The organism is Brevibacterium epidermidis NBRC 14811 (assembly GCF_001570805.1).
Taxonomy (GTDB): domain Bacteria; phylum Actinomycetota; class Actinomycetes; order Actinomycetales; family Brevibacteriaceae; genus Brevibacterium; species Brevibacterium epidermidis.
Genome location: NZ_BCSJ01000003.1, coordinates 287,416 through 310,075 on the forward strand (window position 1 = coordinate 287,416; position 22,660 = coordinate 310,075).

Below are 22,660 nucleotides of genomic sequence, written 5' to 3' on the forward strand. Positions count from 1 at the left end.
TTCAATATCGTTTAGATTTGTGTGAGACGTCACAGGCTGTGACGGTGGCGATAAGTGAGGAGACCACAATGACAGTGACCGAGGACTTCCGCGCGGCCCGAGACAAGCTGATCGAGCTCCGCAGCGACTATGATGCTGCGCGCGAACAGTTCGAATGGCCGCGTTTCGATCACTTCAACTTCGCCCTCGACTGGTTCGACAAGATCGCCGAGAACAACGACAAGCCGGCACTGTGGATCGTCGAACAGGATGGTTCCGAGGGCAAGTGGAGCTTCGCGGAGCTCTCCGCTCGTTCGAATCAGGTGGCGAATCATTTCCGCCGGGCAGGAATCAAGCGCGGCGACCATGTCATGGTCATGCTCAACAACCAGGTCGAGCTGTGGGAGACGATGCTCGCCGGCATCAAGCTCGGTGCCGTGCTCATGCCCGCCACCACGCAGCTGGGCCCGATCGACCTCACCGACCGTGCCGAGCGCGGTCACGCCGAGTTCGTCGTCGCCGGCGCCGAGGATGCCGCGAAGTTCGATGATGTCGATGTCGAAGTCGTCCGCATCGTCGTCGGCGGGGAACCCACTCGCCAGCAGGACTACAGCTACTCCGACGCCGATGACGAGAGCACCGAATTCGACCCTCAAGGCAGCTCGCGCGCCGATGACCTGATGCTGCTCTACTTCACTTCGGGCACCACCTCGAAGGCGAAGATGGTCGCCCACACCCATGTCTCCTATCCCGTCGGTCACCTCTCGACGATGTACTGGATGGGTCTGACACCCGGCGACGTCCACCTCAACGTCGCCTCGCCCGGGTGGGCCAAGCACGCCTGGTCGAATATCTTCACCCCGTGGATCGCCGAGGCCTGCGTCTTCCTCTACAACTACTCGCGCTTCGACGCGAACGCCCTCATGGAGACCATGGACCGGGTGGGAGTGACGAGCTTCTGCGCTCCGCCGACCGTGTGGCGCATGCTCATCCAGGCCGATCTGAAGCACCTGAAGACTCCTCCGACGAAGGCCCTCGGTGCCGGTGAGCCGCTCAACCCCGAGATCATCGACCGCGTGCACAGCGACTGGGGTGTGCTCATCCGCGATGGCTTCGGCCAGACCGAGTCGACCCTGCAGATCGGCAACTCGCCCGATCAGGAACTCAAATACGGTTCGATGGGCAAGGCTCTGCCCGGATTCGACGTCGTGCTCATCGATCCAGCGACCGGTGAGGAAGGCGACGAGGGTGAGATCTGCCTGCGCCTCGATCCCCGTCCCATCGGCCTGACCACCGGATATTGGAGCAACCCGGAGAAGACCGCAGAAGCCTTCGAAGGCGGCGTCTACCACACGGGAGACGTAGCCTCCCGCGACGAGGACGGCTTCATCACCTATGTCGGCCGCGCCGACGATGTGTTCAAGGCCAGCGACTACCGACTCTCCCCCTTCGAGCTCGAAAGCGTGCTCATCGAACACGAGGCCGTCGCCGAGGCAGCCGTTGTGCCCTCGCCGGATCCGGTGCGACTGGCTGTGCCCAAGGCGTATGTCGTCGTGTCGAGCAAATTCGAGGCCGATGCCGAGACTGCGCGTTCGATCCTCGCCTACTGCCGGGAGCACCTCGCGCCGTACAAGCGCATCCGTCGTCTCGAGTTCGCCGAGCTGCCGAAGACGATCTCCGGCAAGATCCGTCGCGTCGAGCTGCGAGCCCGCGAAGACCAGCTGCATCCGTTCAGCGGCGAGCCCGTAGTCGAGGGCAACGAGTACGCGGACACGGACTTCGATCTCAAGAGCTGAGGACATAGCGACTCGTTGAAGTGGGAGCGCGCTTTTCGGTCAATACACTGGTCGGAAAGTGAGTTCCCGCTTGAACGGGACGCTGAATGTCGGCGGGATGCGGAAAAGTGCGCACGGAAGTTGAATGTGAGCAAACACGCACTCGTCATAGTTGATTCTCCGGCGGTGAATTAAAATGCCTGGTGAGATGCCGAATCCGGGGTTACTCTGAGAACTATTCGGTAACCTGGCGTGTCTGCAGGGTGTCAGGCTCAGCACTTTTTCAACCTCTACTAATGAATGCGTGCGAGACTGATTGGCGTCTTTGACCTTTTTCGGACCTCGTCGCCACGCATTGCGGCAGGCTGACTGACCTGGAGGACCTTGGGTGGCTAAGGGACAACACACAGCCAAGAACATCGGCAGGAATACGAAGAACCTGCTCAACTACCCCAGAGCGGGTGTGAGCGGATGGACTCGTTATCTGCCGAGCATTCGCGTGCTCGTCGTCGGCGGGCTCAGCCTCGTCATCGCCCTGTGCGTGGCGTTCGCCATCGGGTATGCCGCTACGGACATTCCCGAGCCGAACCTCGAGGCCACCGGTCAGACCTCGACGATCTACTACAACGACGGCAAGACGCCGATCGGTCAGTACAAGGTCGAGGACCGCAAGTCCGTGGAGATCGATGAGATCTCCGAACCCATGCAGAAGGCCGCGATCGCTGCCGAGGACACCTCGTTCTACGAGAACCGCGGCATCTCGATCAAGGGTCTCTCCCGCGCCGTCGTCGGTGTGGCCACGAACAAGTACGCGGGTGGCGGTTCGACGATCACCCAGCAGTACGTGAAGAACTTCTACCTCACGAACGAGCACTCGCTTGATCGCAAGATCAAGGAGATGTTCATCTCGCTGAAGATCGACCAGCAGCAGTCGAAGGACGAGATCCTCGCGAACTACCTCAACACCATCTACCTCGGCCGCCGCTCTTATGGCGTCGAAGTGGCTGCACAGAACTACTTCGACAAGCCGGCCTCGGAACTCGACGTCAGCGAATCTGCTCTGCTGGCTGCAATGATCCAGCGCCCAGGTGCCGCCGACCCCTCGGACAATCCCGAGGCCTATGAAGATCGCTTCAACTACGTCGTCAAGAATATGGTCGACGAAGGCTTCATCACCGAAGAACAGGCCGCGAAGGTCGAGATGCCCGAGGTGAGGAAGCAGAACAAGGAGTCCTCACTCTCGGGCCAGAAGGGCTACATGTGGGACTTCGTCCGCCGCGAGGCGCTGCGGAAGCTCGACATCGACGAAGCCCAGCTCGACCGCGGTGGCTACAACATCGTCACCACCTTCGACAAGGATCGGATGAAGGCCGCCGAGCAGGCGATCAAGACGCTCCCGCAAGACCAGCCCGAAGGCATGCAGACCGGGCTCGTCTCGATCAACCCGGATGACGGCGGAATCGAAGCCTTCTACGGCGGCAAGAACTACCTCGATCAGGCGTTCAACGCCTCGACACAGAGCCATGTGCAGGCCGGTTCGACGTTCAAGCCCTTCGCGCTCATCGCAGGCTTGGAGAACGGCGTGCGACTGACTGACTCGTACCCGGGTGCCAGCCCGACGACGATCAACAACAATGGCACGCCATGGCACGTGAAGAACTTCGGCAATACGAGCTACGGTCCCGTAAGTCTGCTCAAGGCGACACAGTCCTCGATCAACACCGCCTACGCCGCACTCAACGTGCAGGTCGGAACCGACAAGACGATCGACGCCGCCACTCGTGCCGGCGTCAGTCCGAACTGCACTGATAAGGAGAAGAAGGCAGGCAACACCGGCGGGTGCACCATTGACATGGACCCCGCAAACCCGTCCACCGTGCTGGGAGTTCCGAGCGTCAAGCCCCTCGACATGGCCTCGGCCTACGCGACCTTCGCTGCAAACGGCGTCCACCACGAGACCCACTCGATCAAGACGATCCACCAGGGCGCCGAGGACAAGGAAGTGTACAAGGCAGAGGACAAGGGAAAGCGCGTCTTCGACAAGGCCGTTGGCGCTGAGACCTCCTATGCTCTGAGCCAGGTCGTCCAAGGCGGTTCGGGCAGCTACGCCCAGAACCTCGGTCGTCCTGCCGCAGGTAAGACCGGTACGACGAACGGAAACACGGCGGCCTGGTTCTCCGGCTACACCCCGAACCTCGCGACGTCGGTCGTGCTCTACCGTGAGGTCGACGGCAAGCAGATGTCGATCGGTGCCTACGGCGGACGCGGCGAAGTCACCGGTGGTTCCTTCCCCGTGCAGGTCTGGACGGACTACATGCAGACTGCGCTCCAGGGCGAGAAGGTCGAACAGTTCCCGGCACGCGGCGAACTGCCCGACAAGCCCAAGCCGAAGAATACGAACCCGGCCCCGGCTCCGAAGCCCGAACCCAAGGAAGAACCTGAGCCCGAGGCTCCCGCTGACAACAGCGACGGCGACGAGGACAAGGAGACCGAGGCCCCGATCGAAACTCCGAAGGACGAGAAGGACAAGGACAAGGACTCGGATTCCAAGGAGGACGGCAAGGAAGAAGGCTCGAAGGACGGGTCCGACGATTCCAAGGACTCCGGCGACGACGGAAAGAAGGAGGATCCGCCGGAGACCAAGAAGCCAGCGCCGCTGCCCGTAGATCCTCCCGGGAGTAAAGACAACGGCGGTGACGGAAGCGGTTCGAACAATGGCAAGGGCGGAAATGGTTCGAGCAGTGACGGTGACGAAGGCAATTCAGACGATGACTGACCGCCGCTGACCGGTAACCTCTAGCCATGCCTTCGAAGCCCAGTACCCGGATCGCCGAGCCTCTGCTCGGCGGTCCGGTCGGCATTCACCTCGGTGTTGCCGGTCGCCGGTTCCGCAGCACCCAGGCCTATGTCTTGGCCGCAGTCCTCGGCGTCACCACCTTCCTCGCCCTCGCCCTGCAGGGACCGTGCCTGAACTCGGGATACAAGGAGCCGGCCGCCTCGGCGAGGATGTGCTCAGGTCCGCTGTCCACGGCCTTCGTCGGTGACGTCAACCCCGAGGTCCTCGGCCGAGCCCACGGCGGTACGGCCGCATTGGCACCGCTCGAAGGGCGACTCGTCGACCTGCTCCACCTCTTCGTGGGCGACGTCTCCCTGTTCATGATCGTCGTCCTCCTGCTCAACACGGCAGGCATCGCCGCCCTCGGTGCGGGACTGCTCGTCCTCGCTCGCGAACGGGCCTGGCTGATCGCGGTCTTCGCCTCCCCAGCCATCCTCTTCACCCTCGGTTCCACGCTCGACCCCGTTGCGCTCGCCCTGAGCATCTGGGCGATGATCCTCTTCGTCGGCTCCCCACCTGTGCGTGCGAGCGGCTGGTTGGCCGGAGTGCTGCTGGGAATTGCGACCTTCATCAATCCGCTCGCCCTTCTCGTCCTCCTCGCCCTCACCCTGGCCGGACCACACCCGGCCGGCAGACTGCGGCCGCGAGATCCACGGATGATGCTCGCCGCGGCCACGGTCACCTCGGCGCTGCTCCTCGTCCTCGACCTCACCGCGATCGACCGGATCGTCCACTGGTACTCCGACGCCGTCGACGGCGGCTCCTTCGCCTCGATCCTCGTCATGGCCGAACTCGGCGACGGTGCGCTGTGGGCCCCGCTGTGGATCATCGCCAGCGGCGGAGTCGTCATCGCGGTCGCCGTCGCCTTGTACATGGTGCGACGCACCGGCCTCGACCCGGCCGTGTCCGCGTGCCTGCTCATCGGCGGCTGTCTGCTGTTGGCACCGGGCTTCATGCCCTGGGACAGCCTGTGGCTGCTGCCCTTCGTCGCCCTGTCCATCCGTCGGTGGTGGGTCCTCATCGTGTGGACACTCGCCGAGGCGGTCTTCGCCGTGGGTATCCGCCTCGGCGATGTCACCGGCTTCGAAGCGGATAAGGGACTCGACCCTGCCTTCGTGGCGCTCTTCGCCCTGCTGCGACTCCTCGCCCTCGTCCTCGTCGTCATCATGGCCGGGGAGAACCTCTACCGGCGACGGATCCGCGGTGGCATGGCCACGGCAGGGCTGCCTCGGCGAGGGGAAGAACCGGTCGCTCAAGCCGGGCAGGGCCCGGCGGGCGAGGTAAGCAAGCCCACGAACGCGGACATGACAGCGCACGGGAGCGTCGACTAGACTAGTGAGGTCTGTTCCCATTTCGTGACCATCACGGATTCGGGACGGACATGCATATACCCTCCTGCCATGGACCGACCATGGCCGCAAAGACCAGAGGAGGTGGGTGACATATGCGTAAGTACGAGCTCATGCTCATTCTTGATAACGACCTCGAAGAGCGGACGCTGGCTGACACCGTGAACAACCTGATCAAGGTTGTCCCGGCTGAGAACGGCACCGTCGACAACGTGGACATCTGGGGACGTCGTCGCTTCGCGTACGAGATCCAGAAGAAGTCTGAAGGCTACTACGTCGTGGTTGATTTCCACGCCGAGCCTGCAACGACCAAGGAACTCGACCGTCAGCTCGGACTCAACGAGTCCGTTCTGCGTACGAAGATCCTCCGCCCGGACGCCAAGTAAGGCATCTTAAGCTACCTCGCTTCAAGGAGATTCAATGGCAGGCGAAACAGTCATCACGGTCGTCGGGAACCTCACCAGCGATCCCGAACTGCGCTTCACACCTAACGGTGCGGCAGTCGCTAACTTCACCGTGGCCTCGACGCCGCGTATCTTCGACCGTCAGGCCAACGAGTTCAAGGACGGGGAGACCCTGTTCCTGCGCTGCTCGGTATGGCGTGAAATGGGAGAGAACGTCGCCGAATCTCTGCAGCGCGGTACGCGGGTCATCGTTCAGGGCCGACTGAAGTCCCGGTCCTTCGAAACCAAGGAAGGCGAGAAGCGCACGGTCATGGAGCTGGACGTCGACGAAGTCGGCCCCAGCCTGCGACGCGCCACCGCCCAGGTGACGAAGAACAACCCCAGCGGCGGAGGAAACTTCGGCGGTGGCGGCGGCTTCGGTGGAGGCCAGGGCGGAGGCGGCCAGCAGGGCGGCTTCGGCAACCAGCAGTCCTCCGGCTGGGGCAACAACCCTCAGCAGGGCGGCCAGCAGGGTGGACAGCGCCAGGGCGGTTACAGCCAGGGCGGCAACAACGCACCCGCCAATGACCCGTGGGCATCATCGAACCCGCAGAGCGGCAACGGCGGCTGGGGCAACCCCGGCGCCGATGAACCACCGTTCTGATCCACGTCTGAAGACATTTCGAGACACTCGTCAACAGGAGATACTCATGGCAAAGCCAGAGATCCGGAAGCCTATCAAGAAGAAGGCTAATCCGCTCAAGAAGGGCGAAGCGGCGAACATCCACTACAAGGACACCGCTACGCTCCGTAAGTTCATTTCCGACCGCGGCAAGATCCGTGCACGTCGCGTCACCGGTGTGACCGTGCAGGAACAGCGCGTCATCGCAAAGGCCGTCAAGAACGCCCGCGAGATGGCACTTCTGCCCTACTCGAGCTCAGCTCGCTGATCGGAGGGAAAGAATAATGCCTAACCGCAAAGTGATTCTGAACCAGGAAGTCGACGGCCTCGGTGCCGCCGGCGATGTCGTCGAGGTTCGTGCCGGATACGCACGTAACCTGCTTCTGCCTCGTGGCTGGGCTTCGGCCTGGACCGCCGGCGCTGAGAAGCACATCGAGACTCTGCGCAAGGCCCGTCAGGCCAAGCAGATCGCCGATCACGACGAAGCCATCAAGGTCAAGGGCGAACTCGAGTCGACCACGGCTCGCATCGACATGAAGGCCGGCAAGAACGGTCGCCTCTTCGGCGCCGTCACCCCTGCCCTCGTGGCCGAGGCCCTGCAGACCGCAACCGGACGCGACTTCGATCGCCGTCAGGTTGCACTGACCGGTCACGTCAAGACCCCCGGCAGCTACAACGCTGTCGTGCGCGTCGGCGACGAGATCACCGCGAAGATCAAGTTCGAGGTCATCGGCAAGGCCTGATCGAGGCCTGCGTCCGAATGATTCGGACGTGGTGAGGGTCTGAACGGCCCCACCGCACCACCGCCGAGGCGGCACCTGAGGTCAGGTGCCGCCTCGGCGTTTTTCGTGGGGTGGGCTGGGCTGTGCGCGCAGTCGATGGCGCCCGTCTGCAGCGGACGGTGCCGGCAGCGGACGGTGAAGCATCCCTACGCGTTCCCGACACGTCGTTGTGATGCTCTCAAATCACCGCGGGGGCGGTACTACCTCTCGTTGCAACGGTGGGGTGTGCCGGTAATGGTGAGGGATGCTCAGGAATCCGGGCGATTCGGACCAGTCAGCTGTCGCCTGGGTAGGTGAGGACACCGGCCGAACTGTCGGATTTGGGGGCTCGTTCGGTGCCGAGGCGGGCTCCGTCGCTCAGTTTCGCCGCATCGACATGCCCTTTGCCGAGGATGTGTGCGACGGGGAGGTCGCGGGCGAGCAGCTGATCGGCGATGATCCTGCGATGGCAGCGCCACCACACGGCCTCCGAACACATGAGCACACAACGCGTGCCTTCGCTCCAGCCGACGAGGGTCTCGAGGTCGGTTCGGAACTCCTCGGAGAGGCAGTGGTCGGCGTAGTTGTGGAAGCTTCTGTTCTGCCACCAGGCGTTGGTCTCGAAGGGCACCGAGCGACTGACTGGTCGACGACCAGTCAGACCCTGGAGATGGCGCAGCTCGATGCCCACCCCCGCGAGGTCGGCCTCAAGGGTGTCGGCGTTGAACTGGGGATTCCTATTCGAACCCGGGAGTCTGCGGACGTCGACGACGACCTCGGTGCCGGTGTTCGTGAGGAGATCGATGAACTCGTCGAGTTCACGATTCGAATGCCCGACCGTCAGCAGGCGCGGCGGGTTCTTCGCGTCTGCCGATTCAGTGTCGGTCCAGGCATTCGAAGCAGTGTCCGTCTTCCGTGTCGACGAAGCGGTCTGCCCCGTCATTCGTCGTTGACGAGGTGGAGGGCGTTGCCTTTGTGAGCGGCGATGTGATCGGTCTTGTCGCTCTTGATCTCGTACTGCGGTTCATCGGTCGATGCGCGGCGGTTGTGGCCCTTGTAGTCGAAGTCTGAGGTGTGGACGTCGGTGATCGTCCCGGACACCTCTCCAGCTTCTGAGTTCCACGCCACATGATCGCCGACGGAGAATTCGGTTCCCATGGTGCCTCCTTGCTGCTGAAGGTAGCTGTCGACTCCATCCAAACACGAGTGGACGTGGAGGGGAATCCGGTGCAGAACCGGGAGAGCTCTGCACCGGGTTCCGAACAGGTCGGAGTCACGGAGTAGGCGGAGACTGTCCTAGGAGCGGTCGGTGAGATCGGCGATGAGGGCGTCGACGAAGGATTCGCAAGCGGCTATCTGCTCGAGTTCAATGAACTCGTCGGGAGCGTGTGCCTGGGCGATGTCTCCGGGGCCGCAGACGACAGTTGGGATGCCGGCTTCGGAGAACAACCCCGCCTCGGTGCCGTAGGTGACCTTGTCGTCGGTAGCGATTCCGCCCCAGTTCGCGGCGAGTGAGACGATGTCCGCATCGGCCGGTGTTTCGCAGCCAGGAGCTTCGGCTTCGATCGTGAAATCGACTCCGGCAGTCTCGTTCTCGGCGGCCATGGCTCGACCGAGGCGTTCGGCCTCGGCGCGGAAGCGGCCGATGAGGGCCTCACGGTCGACGGACCCGAGCGAACGGAATTCGAACTGCACGGTCGCCTCGGCGGGGATCGTGTTCACAGCGATGCCGCCGGTGAACGTGTTCGCCGTGACCGATGTGAAGGGCACGACGTAGGCCTCATCGAACGGTCCCTCGGTGCGGAATTCGGCAGCAACTGCGTGGACGAAGGCGACGAATTCGGAGGCGTAGGCGATGGCGTTGACGCCTTCGGGGGTGAGCGAGGAGTGGGCGGCGACGCCGTGGAATTCGACGCGGAAGACGTTCATCGACTTATGGCCGCGGATGACGCGCATGCTCGAGGGTTCGCCGACGATGCAGCCGCGGGGTGCCAGTCCTTCTTCGGTGATGGCTTCGACGAGGGAGATGGCGCCGACGCAGCCGATCTCCTCGTCATAGGAGAAGGCGAGGTGGAGGGGTTCGCGGAGTTTCGCGGACTTGAGCGCTTCGAGGCGGGAGAGGATGACGCCGATGAAGGACTTCATGTCGGCGCTGCCACGGGCGAAGTACTTTCCGTCGCGGATCTCCGGAGCGAACGGGTCCGAGGACCAGTCCTGGCCGTCGACGGGGACGACGTCGGTGTGACCGGAGAGGACGATGCCGCCTGTCGTGGTGCCGTCGGCTGCGGGGATGGTCGCGAGCAGGTTCGCCTTCGTGCCCTCCGGGTTCGGGATCCGGCGTGATTCGATGCCAGCGGCCTGGAGACGGGCTTCGACGTGGTCGATGAGCAGAAGGTTCGTGTCCCGGCTCGTCGTGTCGAACGTGATGAGATTCGTGATCTCGGTGATGGTGGCCTCGGCGGGTGTCGCTGGCACGTCTGCTCCTGACTTTCGGATGCGGGTGGTGTCTGTTCGGTCAGATCGCTGCGTCTGCAAGAGGGCCGCGGTAGACCCGGAGGGGACGGTGGACGTCTCCAAGGGGCGGAGACGGGCCCAGAGGGGCGTAGTCCCCGGGTAGGACAGCGGTGACCAGACCCTTCTCACTCTACGTGTCGGACTTGTGCCGCGTGGCACCGGCCCAGTCGGTGGGCGGACGGTGGACAGGCGGCGGGCCCATAGTTGGGCGCGGTGAAGTCGCGGGCGGGCGGTGGGTGGGCGGGAATGCGTATCCCTCACCGTCGCTGTCGCACCGCACCGTTCGTGACACGCACTCGTGAGAGTGGCAAACCCACCAGTTGCACCCGTGGGCTGTGCCGCTGCCACGAGGGTTTGGAGGGAGTTCTGCAAAGTCCGCCTCATCGGGAGACGCGGTCGCCGAGCGGATGGTGCGCTGCGCGACTCAGTGTTCTCGGGCGCCCCATGGGCGGACCATGGTCGAATTCTAGCGCGATGCTTCGCTCGGAAGGGCCCATCCCCTACGGGTCGTGGCAGAACCACTCGGTGCAACGAGGCGTTATGCGAGAAGCGCGCTGGTATGCGAGCAACGCGCTGAGGTGAGAGCAATGGTGAGAGATGAACGGCCAGTTTCAACGGCGTGAGCCGGCGCGGGGCGTGGGCGAATGGAGTCCGTGGTCAGCGCGAGTCCCCGGCCCGAGCGGCGGGGCTCTCCGCGGAATTCCCAGGTGCGAACCCGCCTGCGGATGCGTGTGGAAGGGCCGGGTTCGCTAAAGTCGTGGAGCAGGGGGTAACGATGTCGATCGAGAAGACACCATCCGTACCGCGTTTTGGCGCCGGCAGCGGAAACGGCGGTCCGGCCGAGCTCACGCCGGAGGACCAAGAGCGCGCTCGCGGGCTGAAGAAGATGCGCACGCTCGCGCTCTCGCTGCTCATCCTCGCCACGCTCATCTTCCTCTCCACCCACCTCTTCACCGACAACACCGGCGTCTGGGGGTTCGTCTCCCGCGCCTCGGAGGCCGCGATGATCGGCGCGATCGCCGACTGGTTCGCCGTCACCGCGCTGTTCCGCCACCCTCTCGGGCTGCCGATTCCGCACACCGCGATCATTCCGCGCAAGAAGGACACCCTCGGTGCGAGTCTGTCGGCCTTCGTCGCCGCGAACTTCCTCCACGCCGAGGCGGTGTCGACGAAGATCCGATCCGCCGAGATCTCCCATCGTGCCGGAAATTGGCTGGCCAAACCCGCCAACCGAGATATCGTCGTCGACCGTGCCGCAGGAGGCCTCGAGTACGTGCTCGCGCGCATCGATGACGACTCCATCAAGGCGCTGACCAGGAACGTGATCATTCCACGGCTCGTGGCCACCCGGAAGACACCGGTGCTCGCGCAGCTGCTGCGTCAGATCGTGCTCGACGGTGCTCACCACAGACTCGTCGACCTCATCGTCGCGGAGGCCTACAGCTGGCTGGGTGACAATCCGCAGGTCATCGATGAGATCGTCCACAATCGGGCACCGTCCTGGGTCCCTGATTTCGTCAACGAGCAGTTGGCCAACCGATTGCAGCGCGAGGTGCTCGGCTGGGTCGCCGACGTCCGCGACAACGAATACCACAAGGCTCGACAGGCGCTGGATGCGTGGCTCGTCGACCTCTCCGACGACCTCGAATCCGACTCATCCCTGTCCCAGCGGGCCGAAGAGATCTTCAACGACCTGCTCAGCCAGGAGGGCGTCGTCGACTCCGTCCTCGAGATCTGGGGTTCGCTCAGACAGCTGCTGCGCGAGGCCATCATCGACGAAGGCGGCGAAGTCCGCGCCCGCATCTGGCAGCTCATCGGCGAATTCGCCGACCGACTGCAGGCGGACTCGGAATTCTCCCGCCGCATCGACGACCGGATCGCCACCACCGCCGGTGATCTGGCCGAGAGTTTCGGCCCCGAGATCGCCAGCGTCATCTCCGACACCATCGAGCGCTGGGACGCGAAGGAAGCCGCCGAGCGCATCGAGCTCTACGTCGGCCGTGACCTCCAGTACATCCGCATCAACGGCACCGTCATCGGTGCGCTGGTCGGCCTCGTGATCCACACCGTCATCGTGCTCCTGCCGGGGTGAGATCGGCAGACCCGCACCGAGGGTGCCCGGTCCTCTGCGCCGGAGACGATCCAGATGTCGAAGGAGTAGACCTGTTCGGTTGCTCGGGCGGGACCACGGGCAGCCAGCCCGGATCTCGCATGTCGGTGTCGTGGTATCAGAAGACCATCAAGCCCGGTCCCCGAACTCGGTTTTCCGTCAACGGAGGTTGGGAAATCCCGCACCGGCTGACGGGCTGACTGCATAGTGCCACGGCTCGGTGGGCGAAAACATGGAGACATGACTTCTTCACAGCATCCTGCCGCAGCGCAGCAGCCCATCCTTCAGCACCCCGCCATCATCACCGCCGGCAACGTCACGAAGCACTTCAACCAGACGTATGCTCTCGCCGGAGTCGACCTCACGATCAGCCTCGGCGAATCCCTGGCGATCATGGGACCCTCCGGTTCCGGCAAGACGACTCTTCTGCACTGCCTGGCCGGCATCATCAGTCCCGACAGCGGCCGCATCCGACTCTCGCCGACCGACCGCAGCGCCGCCGCCGAGATCACCTCCCTCAAAGAATCCGGCCGCACCGCTCTGCGTCGCGAAGTCTTCGGCTTCGTCTTCCAACAGGGGCTGCTCCTGCCCGAACTCACCGCCGTCGACAATGTCGCGCTCGCCGCCATGCTCGCCGGCATGAACCGCTCGGACGCCACCCAGCATGCCCGGGCCTGGCTCGACCGTCTCGGTTTGAGTGAGCATCTGAACAAACGGATCGGACAGCTCTCCGGAGGCCAGGCGCAGCGAGTGGCGATCGCCCGCGCCCAGGTCACCCAACCCGTCGTCACCTTCGCCGACGAACCGACCGGCGCCCTCGACTCCCGCACCTCCTCCGAGGTCCTCACCGAGCTGCTCGGCTCCACCGTCGGGCGCGGGTCCACCCTCGTCGTCGTCACCCACGATGAGAACGTCGCCGCCCGCTGCTCCCGAGTCGTGCGACTCGCAGACGGCCGCATCGTCGCCGATTCGGCAATGCAGGAAGCCGCCCAGTGATGAATATCCTTCCCCTCCTCCTGTCCAAACAGTCCCTGACTTCGATGACGTCGCGCCTTGTCGGGATCGCCTTCTTCTCCTGCGCGACGATCTTCCTCACCGTGGCCGCCGGCGCCTGGGCATTCATCGACCGCCCCGACGTCTCGGGATACGCCGAGGTGGCCGAGCTGTACCAGCTCCTCGCCGTCCTCGCCACGGTCTTCCTCATCGTGCCCGCGACCAGCCTCGGGGTCGCCTCGGCGAAACTGAGCGCCCGCCGTCAGGACGAACGACTCTCGACCCTGTCCCTGCTCGGGGCGCAACGCAGCACGATCCGCCTCATCGCCGTCGCCGAACCCTTCATCCCCGCCTCGCTGGGCATCTTCGCCGGAATCGGCGGCTATCTGCTGGTCGCCTGGCCGCTGAGTTTCATCACGTTCGTCGGCGAACCTTTGGGCTACCAGGCACTGCTCATGCCGGTATGGCTGCTCGCCGCGGTCATCGTGGGCCTCCTGGCGGTCTGCCTGATCGCCTCGCTGATCGGCCTGCGCAAGATCCAGGTCTCCCCGCTGGGCGTGCGCACCCGGTCGCTGCCCCGAAGATTCCCCCTGGCCCGCATCATCACGGCCATCGTGCTCATCCTCATCGTGGCCATCGCGACCTATGTCTCCACCCAGATGGAGCTGCCGATGGCGGTGACGATCATGTACAGCATCGCCACGATCGGCATCACCCTCCTACTCATCAGCGTGCTCGGCGTCCTGTGCATCCGCATCCACGCCGGCATCGCAGGCAGAATCGCCCGCGGTCCCGCCTCGGTGATGGCTGCCGGGATGATCGCCGACGCCCCGGGACAGTACTGGCGCCGGGTCGCAGGACTCGCGATGATCACCTTCATCGCTGTCGTCGGCGGAGCGGGAACGGCGATGATGCGCAGCGGTCAGGAGGACTTCACCGCAGAGGACCGAGCGGTCATGGGTCCGTACGTCCACCTCGGCGACGATATCTTCACCGGACTCATCCTCACCCTGGTCATCGCCTTCGTCCTCGTCATCGTCTCGGCCACGATCAATCAGGCCGCCGACATCCTCGACCGTGCTCAGACCTACCGCGAACTCCACGCCGCCGGAATGACCCAGCAGATGATGCACCGGGTGACCGTGAACGCCGTGATGTCGCCGATCCTGTTGGTCACCGTCCTCTCCCTGTTCCTCGGCGGGATCCTCGCCTGGTTGATGGCTTCGGTGAACGACCTCGGCGATCCATTCACCGTCGGAACCGTCGCAGCCGTCCTCGTGGCCGGGGTCGCGATGGTGTGGCTGGGACTGCAGGTCACCCGCCCGCTCGTCCGCCGAGTCACCGAGATCGACCCCGACAACCGCACCCTCGCCGAGGCGGCCCCCGAGAACCGGGCCACCGCCGAGGCGGCCGTGGCCTGAGAGGAGACACGATGTCCACGTCCTTCGCAGCAGTTCCCCTCGTCCTCGGACGGAGATCGCTGACCTCGGCGAGCTCGGTGCTCGTGGCCGCCGCGTTCTTCGCATGCGCCACGCTGTTCCTCACCGTGGCGGCCGGGGCATGGATGTTCTTCCAGATCCCGCCGAGCCCCGATCCCGCGGAACAGGGATTCGCCATCATGTACAAGACCCTGGCAGGGCTGGCCACGGGTCTGCTGATCATCCCCGCCTCCACCCTGGCTTCGGCCTCGGCGACGCTGTCGGCACGCCGACAGGACGAACGTCTCTCGACGATGTCGCTGCTCGGAGCCCGACGCTCGCAGATCACCGCGCTCGCCGTGGCCGAACCGCTGATTCCCGCCCTGGCAGGCATCGTCCTCGGGGTGGTCGGCTACCTGGGACTGGCCCTGCCGGTCAGCTTCATCCACTTCATGGGTGAACCCATCGGGTACCAGAACATGCTCATGCCCGCGTGGCTCATCCTCGTCGTGGTCGTCTTCCTGGCCATGGTCTGTGCGGGATCGGCTCTGCTGGGTCTGCGCAAGGTCGCGGTCTCTCCGTTGGGGGTGCGGACGAAGAGTCTCGAGCGGAAGTTCCCTGTAGCCAAGGTCATCATCACGGTGCTCGTGATCTGCCTGCTGCCGGTCGTGTACGCGCTCACTCAGAGCGGCGGTCTCGGCGTGGGGATCGTGCTCGGCGCGATGGTCGGATTCTTCGCTCTCGGGCTGGTCGTCGTCGACCTCCTGGGCGGGCTCCTCGTCCGCTGGTTCGCTCACCTGTCCGGTCGGCGGGCCGCCACGCCGGAGCACCTCGTCGCGGCTCGCCTGGTCTCCGACGAACCCAAACGGTTCTGGCGACGCGTTTCCGGACTCGCGATGGCCTCGTTCACCGCGGCCGTCTGCGGGTCGGGGGTGGCGCTGATGCAGCTCGGACTCGACGCCGCCGAGGACGACCCGGCAACGATGGGCACCTCCGATATCAACCTCTTCCACGACATGTTCACCGGGGTGCTGCTCGTCATGGGCATCGCGATCGTGCTCATCGCGGTGTCCGCAGTGATCAACCAGGTCGCCGATATCTACGACCGAGCCGACACCTTCTCCGACCTCTATGCGGCCGGCGCCGATCCTCAGCTGCTGCACCGCGCGCTGGTGCGGGCCGTCATGGCCCCGGCGATCTGGGTGTCCCTGCTGGCCGGAGGGCTCGGGCTGCTGCTCGTCCTGCCCCTGGCCGGAGCCGCGCTCGTGTTCGAACCGGTCACCTTCCTCACGATCCTGCTCACAGTGGTCGTCGGCATCGGCATCATCCGTGGTGGGCTGCAGCTGACGAAGCCGATTCTGCACTCCGTGGCCACGGCCGGAAGGACTCGGGACTGAAGGTTCTGTGTCAGTGCCGCGTCCTACGCTTACGGGTATCGGGTCGATGGGACCGGGAACGGGTCTCCGGGTACAGTTGGAGCGCACCACATGAGGGTGGGCGATCCGATGCTGTGAGGAAGAGGAAATCGAGTGAGCAACGACCAGGGCTATGACGGTCTGAGGACCCCTCCGCAGGACGTCGAGGCCGAGCAGAGCGTGCTCGGTGCGATGCTTCTGTCGAAGGACGCCATCGCCGACTGTGTCGAGACGATGAAGGGCGACGACTTCTACAAGCCCGCTCACGAAACCATCTACGAGGCGGTCCTCGACCTCTACTCCCGCGGTGAGCCCGCGGACTCGGTGACGGTGGCGAACTACCTGACGAAGACCGGTGACCTCGCCCGCGTCGGCGGTGCCGCCTACCTGCACACCCTCATCTCATCCGTCCCGACTGCCGCCAACGCCGGCTACTATGCCGCGATCGTCAGCGAACAGGCTGTGCTGCGCCGCCTCGTTGAGGCCGGCACCCGCATCGTGCAGATGGGCTACGACGCCGAAGGCGACACCGATGACGTCGTGAACTCCGCGCAGGCGGAGATCTACAAGGTCACCGAACGCCATACGACGGAGGATTACGTCATCCTCTCCGACATCCTCGGCGAGGTGGCCCAGGAGATCGAACGCAACGGCAACACCGACGGCCAGACCGCGGGTGTGCCCACCGGCTTCACCGAGTTCGACAACCTCACCAACGGTCTGCATCCGGGCACGATGATTGTCATCGCCGCCCGTCCTGGTGTCGGAAAGTCGACTCTGGCGCTCGACTTCATCCGTTCGGCTGCGATCCACAACGATGCGGCCGCTGTGTTCTTCTCGCTCGAGATGGGCAAGAACGAGCTCGTCATGCGTCTGCTCTCGGCCGAGTCGGAGATTCCGCTGCAGAATCTGCGGCGCGGCGAACTCAGTCCCCACGACTGGACGACCCTGGCCGCGACCGAGGCTCGGATCAACAATGCGCCGCTGTTCGTCGACGATTCGCCGAATATGGCGCTGACGGAGATCCGCGCGAAGTGCCGCCGGCTCAAACAGCAGCACAATCTGCAGATGGTCTGCGTCGACTACCTGCAGCTGATGTCCTCGGGCAAGCGCGTCGAGTCCCGTCAGCAGGAGGTCTCGGAGTTCTCCCGTTCACTCAAGCTGCTGGCCAAGGAGCTCGAGGTTCCGGTCATCGCACTGTCTCAGCTCAACCGCGGCAGCGAGCAGCGCACGGACAAGCGGCCGATGATTTCGGATCTGCGTGAGTCCGGTTCGATCGAGCAGGATGCGGATATGGTCCTCCTCATCCACCGTGAGGACATGTACGACAAGGAACACGAACGCGCCGGTGAGGCCGACATCATCGTCGCCAAGCACCGTGCCGGTCCGACCATGGACATCCCCGTGGCGTTCCAGGGTGCGAAGTCCCGATTCGTCAACATGCCGCAGTGACGAGCGGGGCTTGAATGGACGCCTACTGGATGCGCGGCAAGTGGGGTGACGGCGGGAAGAGTGAGCGCCGCTGGAACCAGGGCAGCCGGAATCCGCTGACCATCATCATCACCGGTGCTGTCTTCTTCGTCGGCACGGGTGCGGTCTTCACGATCGGATACCTGTATCCGGACCAATTGCTGTTCACGATCATCGTCGGATGCTTCGTGTTCCTCGGCGTCACTCTGGCGATGCGCAGGTTCATGGGACACACGCCGGCGTACTGGTACACCGGACCATTCGTGGCCATTGCGCTCATCGGCACTGTGATGCTCGGCGAGGATCTCGCTTTGTCGCAAGCCGGCGAGCTCACCGAGGTGGTCGTCGCCGATCATCAAGTCGAACAGAAGACCGTACACAGTTCCAATCCGCCCAGGTCGCGACAGGTCTATGTTCATACCTACAGCCTCGAGCGCACCGACGGCACCCCCGTCGCCGAACCGCTGATCTACCGCGGCAAGGACGGATACGACGACTTCGATGAGGGCGACACGATTTCCGTCCTCATCGATCCGGAGGGGAAGGCACCGACCAAACCGGCCGAGGACGTGGATCTGCCTGCCGATATCGGCATCCTCGTCACCGGACTGGTCACCTCGGGGATCGTGTTCATCATCTGTCTGATCGTCGTGCTTCGGAGATGGACGCGTTCGCCGTCGCAGGACCACGTGCGCTGACGAGGCCGCGCTTGCTGCCGGTGTGCCACTATGGCAGGCATGGACACCACTCCCAACGATCTGCTCGTGCTGCTGGCCGTCTCCCGCACCGCCAAATTCACGACGGCGGCACACAACCTCGGTCTCACCCACTCGACGGTCTCCCGCCGCATCGCCGCCTTGGAGAAGTCCTTGGGCGGACGCGTGCTGGCTCGCTCGGATGACGGATGGGAGCTGACCGACCTCGGGGAACGAGCCGTTGCGGTGGCCGAACAGATGGAGACCGCGGTCGCTGAACTCGAGAGTCCCGGCCAGGGCCCGGAGACGGTGTCCGGAGTGGTGCGGATGACCGCGACGGATGGGTTCAGCGCCTATGTCGCCTCCCCGGCGGTCGCGAAGCTGCGACGTCGGCATCCTGGGCTGAGCGTCGAGATCGTCACCGTCACCAGGCAGGCCCTGCAGCAGCGGTCCGGTCTCGATATCGAGGTCGTCGTCGGCGAACCGCGCGTGCATCGGGCAGAGGCGGTCGAGCTCGGTGACTACGAACTCGGTCTCTACGCCTCGCGTGACTATCTCGCGGCCAACGGCACCCCCGCCTCGGTGGAGGAAGTCAGCGACCACCGGCTCGTCTATTTCGTCGATTCCATGCTCCAGGTCGACGACCTCGATGCGCCGAGGCGGCTGTTTCCCGAGATGAAGGATGCACTGACCTCGACGAACGTCTTCGTTCACGTCGAAGCGACGCGTGCGGGTGCCGGAATCGGCTTCCTCCCGTGTTTCATGGCCGACCGTCACCCCGACCTCGTGCGACTCTTCCCCGATTCGGTGGCCGAGCGACTGCCCTACTGGATGGTGCTCAGACCCGATTCGATGCGGCGACCGGCGATCGCCGCCGTCGTCCAGGGACTCAAGGATGAGATGCTCGCCCACCAGGATGCTCTCGAAGGCCGGAAGTTGTCCCGGTGAGACTGCGCGACCAGGATATGAGCATGAACCAGCCCCAAACTGACATCGGCGACGAGCTGGTCGGACGTCGCATCGTGCTCACAGCTCAGCGGCGCGCGGAACAGCTCGCCTCCGCCCTCGAGCGTCACGGTGCCAAGATCGTGCACGCCCCGACCCTGTCCGTCATCCCGCATATCGACGACCCTGAACTCGTCACCTGCACCCGTGAACTCATCGAGGACAGGCCGGACATCGTCGTGGTCACGACCGGCGTCGGATTCACCGGCTGGGGTGACGTGGCTGAAGCCGCGGGTCTGCGCGAGGAATGGCACTCGATGCTCGCCGGAGCACGGATATACGCCCGCGGCCCCAAGGCGCGCGGAGCGATTCAGGGGGCCGGACTGAGCGCTCACTGGGTCGCGGAATCCGAAACGAGCGCAGAGATCCAGCAGGTCCTTCTCGGCGAGGGCGTAGATGGTGAGCGCATTGCCGTACAGCATCACGGTGCCGGCGCCGACGGACTTGATGAGGCCTTCGCCGCAGCTGGCGCCGATGTCCGCTCCCTCGTCATCTACCGCTGGGGTCCGGCACCCGATCCGGCCGCCGTGATCGACGCGGTCCGACTCGTCGCGGAGCGCAGGTGCGATGCCGTGGCCTTCACCTCAGCACCCGGGGCGGCAGCATTTCTCACCGCGGCCGAGGAGCAGGGACTGCTGTCGGCCGTGATCGAGGCGTTCAACGAATCGGTGGTGGCCGCAGCAGTCGGCGACGTCACCGCAGCACCGCTGCATGAACAGGGCATCAGAACCGTGATTCCCGAGCGATTCCGACTCGGAGCCCTTGCTCGCGTGCTGATCAGCGAACTCGCCGAATGATCTCAAACTGACGCGAATTCGATGTCGACGGCGTCTGACTCGCGCAGTGCGCCGATCGCCTCTGCCTCAGCGGTCACTGCGCTCTTCACCGACGTCGGGACGGTGCCGAAGGTTGCGATCGTCATGCTCAGGCGAAGGTTGATAGCAGTGCAGTCAGCGGCGCAGCAGTTCGGATCTGGTCCGGTCGCGTTCGCTGTCGTCGGATGCGGTCGGCGCCCCACGCATGGAGTGCGGTCAGAGTGGGTCCCGGTGGCCTGTTCTGGATGCCGCAGGCTCCCGCGGCGTCAAGGAGTGAGTTGTGGCTGAGTCGCTCACCGAGGTGATGAGCGGGGAGGCGGAAGGCGATGATCTCGTCGTTCATCGCAGAGTCGGCTATGTGCCCAGGCTAATTCAGGACCCGTGTTTGAATGGGGCCATGTGCACGGCCGGTTTCAGGTGCGTGCACTACCACATCGAGAAGGGACGACGATGACGCGAACGATGCAGGTCAGCGACAGTATGGTGATCAAAGCCGACGCCGCCGGGCTCTGGGAGCAGATCGCCGATCCGACCCAGATGGCCCGATGGAGCCCGGAGAACACCGGAGCCAGCACGCGCACGACTGCAGGTCCGCTGCAGACAGGCGATGTCTTCGAAGGCACGAACCGTCGCGGGCCGGCGACGTGGGTGACCGAATGCGTCGTCACCGAATCTGTGCCCTGCAAACGGTTCGCCTTCACCGTGCGCCGGATCGGGCCCCGAACTCCCAGCATCGAAGGACCGAACGCGAGCTGGGCGTACGAGTTCGAAGACCTCGGCGAGGCGACTCGAGTGACGGAGTCGTGGACAGACGATCGCCGCTCTTGGCCCGACTGGCTGGCCTGGGTCTTCGACCACATCGTCACACGGGGCCGAAGCTTCGCGGACTTCCAGCGATTGAACATCCGGCAAACCCTCACCGCCATGAAGGATGACGTCGAAAAGCGGTGACACGGACGAAACGAGGGCGAAACAACTCCTCGCTACTCTGATCGCATGACAGCGACGGCACAGCCCACTGAGAGCTCCGCCCGCCATGATGTGGAGGGGATGAACTTCTATACCCGCAAATGGGTGCGGCCTGAGGACCTCAACGCCAACGGCTCCCTCTTCGGCGGCAGCCTGCTGAGGTGGATCGACGAGGAGGCCGCGATTTACGCGATCATCCAGCTCGGCAACCATCGAGTTGTGACGAAGCTGATCTCCGAGATCGACTTCCAGGCTTCGGCGAGGGAAGGCGATCTTATCGAGATGGGGCTCCTCGCCACGCATTTCGGACGCACCTCACTGACGATGAGGGCCCGGGTGCGCAATATGATCACTCGCAGATCCATCCTCAGCATCGACAAGATCGTATTCGTCGGAGTCGACGAGGACGGCACTCCGATTCCCCACGGGTACACGACGATCACCTATGACCGAGACCGAATGCCCGAACCACACGAGAAGATCTCGTAGGAGAGACCGCGGTCCGACGCGGTCGCAGGTGTCGCCTCCTGGACCGCCTCGGCCTCGCATTCGCCGCGGACGATCCGCTCGATCGACGCGATGACTCTCCTGCGCACCGCAGTGTCGTAGGTGCGGACGTTGAGCAGCAGCTCGGCGCGATCAGGGGTGATATTCGACTTCGGCCCAGCGTTCGACGCACCGACGGTGACGACGCGGACATTTCTCACAGGATCAGCGGGTGAGGAGCCCGTTCAGGGGTGTTGCCCGGGCGGCGCGAGTTGAGCACCCTATTGAGCGAGCAGCCCCCGTTCGGACAGGTCCGTGCGCAGTGTGGCGGCTCCTGAGAACACGTGGCCGATGAAGCCGAGGTGTTCAGCTGCCTCTACGTTGGCGGGCAGATCATCGACGAAGACAGTCCGGGCCGGGTCGAGGTCGAATCGGTCCCGGGTCAGTTCGAAGATTGCCGGATCGGGTTTGACGAGGCCGACCTTTCCCGAGACGACGATGTCTTCGAGTTCGCTGATCGCAGGCGCGACGACGGGGGCATGGTGGATGGTCTCGGCCGACCAGTTCGACAGCCCGACCAGGCGGATGCCGGCGGTCTTGAGATCTGCGACGATCTCGGCCATGCCGTCGATCGGACCGGTCAGGGACTTGTCGAAGTTCTCGTAGTAGCCGGCGACGATCTCACCGTGGCGGGGGTCCGCCTCGGCGGCTCGGGCGACGATATCGGTGATCGGAACGCCGGAGTCAGCTGCGGTATTGAGCGTGGGGAAGTCGGCCGCCTCGGCGAAGGAATGCCATTCATCGGCACTCATGCGATCGGCCAGAGGTCCTGTCTGGTCCCAGCCGATGAGCACATTGCCGAGGTCGAAGACGACGGTCGTCGGGGTCGGGCGATCGGGTTCGGTCATGGGCCACCACCTGCTATCGGCATCCTGGAGTCGAACCCCACGCTACCTGGAGTTGCCGGACGATTGTGGATTCGGGCCGGCTGGCCTAGGTTGGTTG

At 64.4% G+C, this 22,660-nt stretch carries 23 protein-coding genes; 17 read left to right on the forward strand and 6 right to left on the reverse strand.

What is annotated here, in order from left to right:
- Positions 1 to 68 precede the first annotated feature (68 nt).
- The 7 genes from BEP01S_RS02970 to rplI all read left to right on the forward strand — a co-directional run bounded on the left by BEP01S_RS02970 (position 69) and on the right by rplI (position 7,747).
- Positions 69 to 1,775 carry an AMP-binding protein gene (locus tag BEP01S_RS02970; protein WP_062240427.1) on the forward strand — a complete coding sequence of 569 codons (1,707 nt, stop codon included), beginning with the start codon at positions 69 to 71 and terminating at the stop codon, positions 1,773 to 1,775.
- 367 nt (positions 1,776 to 2,142) lie between these two features.
- A complete protein-coding gene (locus tag BEP01S_RS02975; protein WP_244882031.1) occupies positions 2,143 to 4,530 on the forward strand; it encodes a transglycosylase domain-containing protein in 2,388 nt (795 codons plus the stop codon).
- Positions 4,531 to 4,556: 26 nt separating this feature from the next.
- Positions 4,557 to 5,921 (forward strand): glycosyltransferase family protein, encoded by a 1,365-nt coding sequence (locus BEP01S_RS02980; RefSeq protein WP_174521211.1) that lies wholly within the window; start codon positions 4,557 to 4,559, stop codon positions 5,919 to 5,921.
- A 113-nt stretch (positions 5,922 to 6,034) separates the two neighbouring features.
- The gene (gene rpsF, locus BEP01S_RS02985) at positions 6,035 to 6,325 is read left to right on the forward strand and encodes a 30S ribosomal protein S6 (protein ID WP_025779601.1); all 291 of its coding nucleotides are present in this window, start codon (positions 6,035 to 6,037) and stop codon (positions 6,323 to 6,325) included.
- Between the two features lie 34 nt (positions 6,326 to 6,359).
- Positions 6,360 to 6,986, forward strand: a complete 627-nt coding sequence (locus BEP01S_RS02990) for a single-stranded DNA-binding protein (protein ID WP_062240428.1) — start codon at positions 6,360 to 6,362, stop codon at positions 6,984 to 6,986.
- A 46-nt stretch (positions 6,987 to 7,032) separates the two neighbouring features.
- Complete coding sequence (rpsR, locus tag BEP01S_RS02995; protein ID WP_025779604.1) at positions 7,033 to 7,272, forward strand: 30S ribosomal protein S18; 240 nt, start codon at positions 7,033 to 7,035, stop codon at positions 7,270 to 7,272.
- Between the two features lie 31 nt (positions 7,273 to 7,303).
- Positions 7,304 to 7,747, forward strand: coding sequence for a 50S ribosomal protein L9 (gene rplI, locus BEP01S_RS03000; protein ID WP_235355272.1), 444 nt, complete (start codon positions 7,304 to 7,306; stop codon positions 7,745 to 7,747).
- 313 nt (positions 7,748 to 8,060) lie between these two features.
- Here rplI and BEP01S_RS03005 read toward each other — a convergent pair whose 3' ends face one another.
- The 3 genes from BEP01S_RS03005 to argE form a co-directional block, all read right to left on the reverse strand.
- Positions 8,061 to 8,708, reverse strand: a complete 648-nt coding sequence (locus BEP01S_RS03005) for a DUF488 domain-containing protein (protein WP_083532483.1) — start codon at positions 8,706 to 8,708, stop codon at positions 8,061 to 8,063.
- Positions 8,705 to 8,923 (reverse strand): hypervirulence associated TUDOR domain-containing protein, encoded by a 219-nt coding sequence (locus BEP01S_RS03010; protein WP_062240429.1) that lies wholly within the window; start codon positions 8,921 to 8,923, stop codon positions 8,705 to 8,707. The genes BEP01S_RS03005 and BEP01S_RS03010 overlap by 4 nt, the downstream gene beginning before the upstream one ends.
- Before the next feature lie 138 nt (positions 8,924 to 9,061).
- On the reverse strand, positions 9,062 to 10,240 hold the full coding sequence (gene argE, locus BEP01S_RS03015) for an acetylornithine deacetylase (RefSeq protein WP_062240431.1): 1,179 nt from the start codon (positions 10,238 to 10,240) through the stop codon (positions 9,062 to 9,064).
- 814 nt (positions 10,241 to 11,054) lie between these two features.
- Between argE and BEP01S_RS03020 the strand changes: the two genes are divergently transcribed.
- The 8 genes from BEP01S_RS03020 to BEP01S_RS03055 all read left to right on the forward strand — a co-directional run bounded on the left by BEP01S_RS03020 (position 11,055) and on the right by BEP01S_RS03055 (position 20,182).
- The gene (locus BEP01S_RS03020; RefSeq protein WP_062240433.1) at positions 11,055 to 12,371 is read left to right on the forward strand and encodes a DUF445 domain-containing protein; all 1,317 of its coding nucleotides are present in this window, start codon (positions 11,055 to 11,057) and stop codon (positions 12,369 to 12,371) included.
- Positions 12,372 to 12,629: 258 nt separating this feature from the next.
- Positions 12,630 to 13,385 carry an ABC transporter ATP-binding protein gene (locus tag BEP01S_RS03025; protein ID WP_062240436.1) on the forward strand — a complete coding sequence of 252 codons (756 nt, stop codon included), beginning with the start codon at positions 12,630 to 12,632 and terminating at the stop codon, positions 13,383 to 13,385.
- On the forward strand, positions 13,385 to 14,803 hold the full coding sequence (locus BEP01S_RS03030) for an FtsX-like permease family protein (protein WP_083532485.1): 1,419 nt from the start codon (positions 13,385 to 13,387) through the stop codon (positions 14,801 to 14,803). The genes BEP01S_RS03025 and BEP01S_RS03030 overlap by 1 nt, the downstream gene beginning before the upstream one ends.
- An 11-nt stretch (positions 14,804 to 14,814) precedes the next feature.
- Complete coding sequence (locus BEP01S_RS03035; protein ID WP_062240437.1) at positions 14,815 to 16,197, forward strand: FtsX-like permease family protein; 1,383 nt, start codon at positions 14,815 to 14,817, stop codon at positions 16,195 to 16,197.
- A gap of 132 nt (positions 16,198 to 16,329) precedes the next feature.
- Positions 16,330 to 17,667, forward strand: a complete 1,338-nt coding sequence (gene dnaB / locus BEP01S_RS03040; RefSeq protein ID WP_039211746.1) for a replicative DNA helicase — start codon at positions 16,330 to 16,332, stop codon at positions 17,665 to 17,667.
- Positions 17,668 to 17,681: 14 nt separating this feature from the next.
- On the forward strand, positions 17,682 to 18,383 hold the full coding sequence (locus BEP01S_RS03045; RefSeq protein ID WP_062240438.1) for a hypothetical protein: 702 nt from the start codon (positions 17,682 to 17,684) through the stop codon (positions 18,381 to 18,383).
- A gap of 39 nt (positions 18,384 to 18,422) precedes the next feature.
- Positions 18,423 to 19,328, forward strand: coding sequence for a LysR family transcriptional regulator (locus BEP01S_RS03050; RefSeq protein ID WP_039212427.1), 906 nt, complete (start codon positions 18,423 to 18,425; stop codon positions 19,326 to 19,328).
- Positions 19,329 to 19,351: 23 nt separating this feature from the next.
- Positions 19,352 to 20,182 carry a uroporphyrinogen-III synthase gene (locus tag BEP01S_RS03055; protein ID WP_062240439.1) on the forward strand — a complete coding sequence of 277 codons (831 nt, stop codon included), beginning with the start codon at positions 19,352 to 19,354 and terminating at the stop codon, positions 20,180 to 20,182.
- A 2-nt stretch (positions 20,183 to 20,184) separates the two neighbouring features.
- Here BEP01S_RS03055 and BEP01S_RS17200 read toward each other — a convergent pair whose 3' ends face one another.
- The gene (locus tag BEP01S_RS17200; protein ID WP_266096034.1) at positions 20,185 to 20,307 is read right to left on the reverse strand and encodes a hypothetical protein; all 123 of its coding nucleotides are present in this window, start codon (positions 20,305 to 20,307) and stop codon (positions 20,185 to 20,187) included.
- 343 nt (positions 20,308 to 20,650) lie between these two features.
- Here BEP01S_RS17200 and BEP01S_RS03065 point away from each other — a divergent pair, with 343 nt between their 5' ends.
- Together BEP01S_RS03065 and BEP01S_RS03070 are read left to right on the forward strand one after the other, a co-directional pair.
- Positions 20,651 to 21,151 (forward strand): SRPBCC family protein, encoded by a 501-nt coding sequence (locus BEP01S_RS03065; RefSeq protein WP_062240442.1) that lies wholly within the window; start codon positions 20,651 to 20,653, stop codon positions 21,149 to 21,151.
- A gap of 99 nt (positions 21,152 to 21,250) precedes the next feature.
- Entirely contained in the window at positions 21,251 to 21,658 is a 408-nt protein-coding gene (locus tag BEP01S_RS03070) for an acyl-CoA thioesterase (protein WP_062240444.1), read from the forward strand.
- On the opposite strand, the gene BEP01S_RS17060 is transcribed toward BEP01S_RS03070, so the two are convergent.
- Together BEP01S_RS17060 and BEP01S_RS03080 are read right to left on the reverse strand one after the other, a co-directional pair.
- Positions 21,613 to 21,876 carry a peptidase dimerization domain-containing protein gene (locus BEP01S_RS17060; RefSeq protein ID WP_062240446.1) on the reverse strand — a complete coding sequence of 88 codons (264 nt, stop codon included), beginning with the start codon at positions 21,874 to 21,876 and terminating at the stop codon, positions 21,613 to 21,615. The genes BEP01S_RS03070 and BEP01S_RS17060 overlap by 46 nt on opposite strands.
- 60 nt (positions 21,877 to 21,936) lie before the next feature.
- Positions 21,937 to 22,563: an HAD family hydrolase gene (locus tag BEP01S_RS03080; protein WP_062240448.1), complete on the reverse strand. Its 627-nt coding sequence runs from the start codon at positions 22,561 to 22,563 to the stop codon at positions 21,937 to 21,939.
- Positions 22,564 to 22,660 lie beyond the last annotated feature (97 nt).

Coding starts and splice junctions, on each gene's coding strand:
- BEP01S_RS02970 (WP_062240427.1), top strand. CDS start 69: ATGACAGTGACCGAGGACTTCCGCGCGGCCCGAGACAAGCTGATCGAG.
- BEP01S_RS02980 (WP_174521211.1), top strand. CDS start 4,557: ATGCCTTCGAAGCCCAGTACCCGGATCGCCGAGCCTCTGCTCGGCGGT.
- rpsF (WP_025779601.1), top strand. CDS start 6,035: ATGCGTAAGTACGAGCTCATGCTCATTCTTGATAACGACCTCGAAGAG.
- BEP01S_RS02990 (WP_062240428.1), top strand. CDS start 6,360: ATGGCAGGCGAAACAGTCATCACGGTCGTCGGGAACCTCACCAGCGAT.
- rpsR (WP_025779604.1), top strand. CDS start 7,033: ATGGCAAAGCCAGAGATCCGGAAGCCTATCAAGAAGAAGGCTAATCCG.
- BEP01S_RS03005 (WP_083532483.1), bottom strand. CDS start 8,708: ATGACGGGGCAGACCGCTTCGTCGACACGGAAGACGGACACTGCTTCG.
- BEP01S_RS03010 (WP_062240429.1), bottom strand. CDS start 8,923: ATGGGAACCGAATTCTCCGTCGGCGATCATGTGGCGTGGAACTCAGAA.
- BEP01S_RS03020 (WP_062240433.1), top strand. CDS start 11,055: ATGTCGATCGAGAAGACACCATCCGTACCGCGTTTTGGCGCCGGCAGC.
- BEP01S_RS03025 (WP_062240436.1), top strand. CDS start 12,630: ATGACTTCTTCACAGCATCCTGCCGCAGCGCAGCAGCCCATCCTTCAG.
- BEP01S_RS03030 (WP_083532485.1), top strand. CDS start 13,385: ATGAATATCCTTCCCCTCCTCCTGTCCAAACAGTCCCTGACTTCGATG.
- BEP01S_RS03035 (WP_062240437.1), top strand. CDS start 14,815: ATGTCCACGTCCTTCGCAGCAGTTCCCCTCGTCCTCGGACGGAGATCG.
- BEP01S_RS03045 (WP_062240438.1), top strand. CDS start 17,682: ATGGACGCCTACTGGATGCGCGGCAAGTGGGGTGACGGCGGGAAGAGT.
- BEP01S_RS03050 (WP_039212427.1), top strand. CDS start 18,423: ATGGACACCACTCCCAACGATCTGCTCGTGCTGCTGGCCGTCTCCCGC.
- BEP01S_RS03055 (WP_062240439.1), top strand. CDS start 19,352: ATGAACCAGCCCCAAACTGACATCGGCGACGAGCTGGTCGGACGTCGC.
- BEP01S_RS17200 (WP_266096034.1), bottom strand. CDS start 20,307: ATGACGATCGCAACCTTCGGCACCGTCCCGACGTCGGTGAAGAGCGCA.
- BEP01S_RS03065 (WP_062240442.1), top strand. CDS start 20,651: ATGACGCGAACGATGCAGGTCAGCGACAGTATGGTGATCAAAGCCGAC.
- BEP01S_RS03070 (WP_062240444.1), top strand. CDS start 21,251: ATGAACTTCTATACCCGCAAATGGGTGCGGCCTGAGGACCTCAACGCC.
- BEP01S_RS03080 (WP_062240448.1), bottom strand. CDS start 22,563: ATGACCGAACCCGATCGCCCGACCCCGACGACCGTCGTCTTCGACCTC.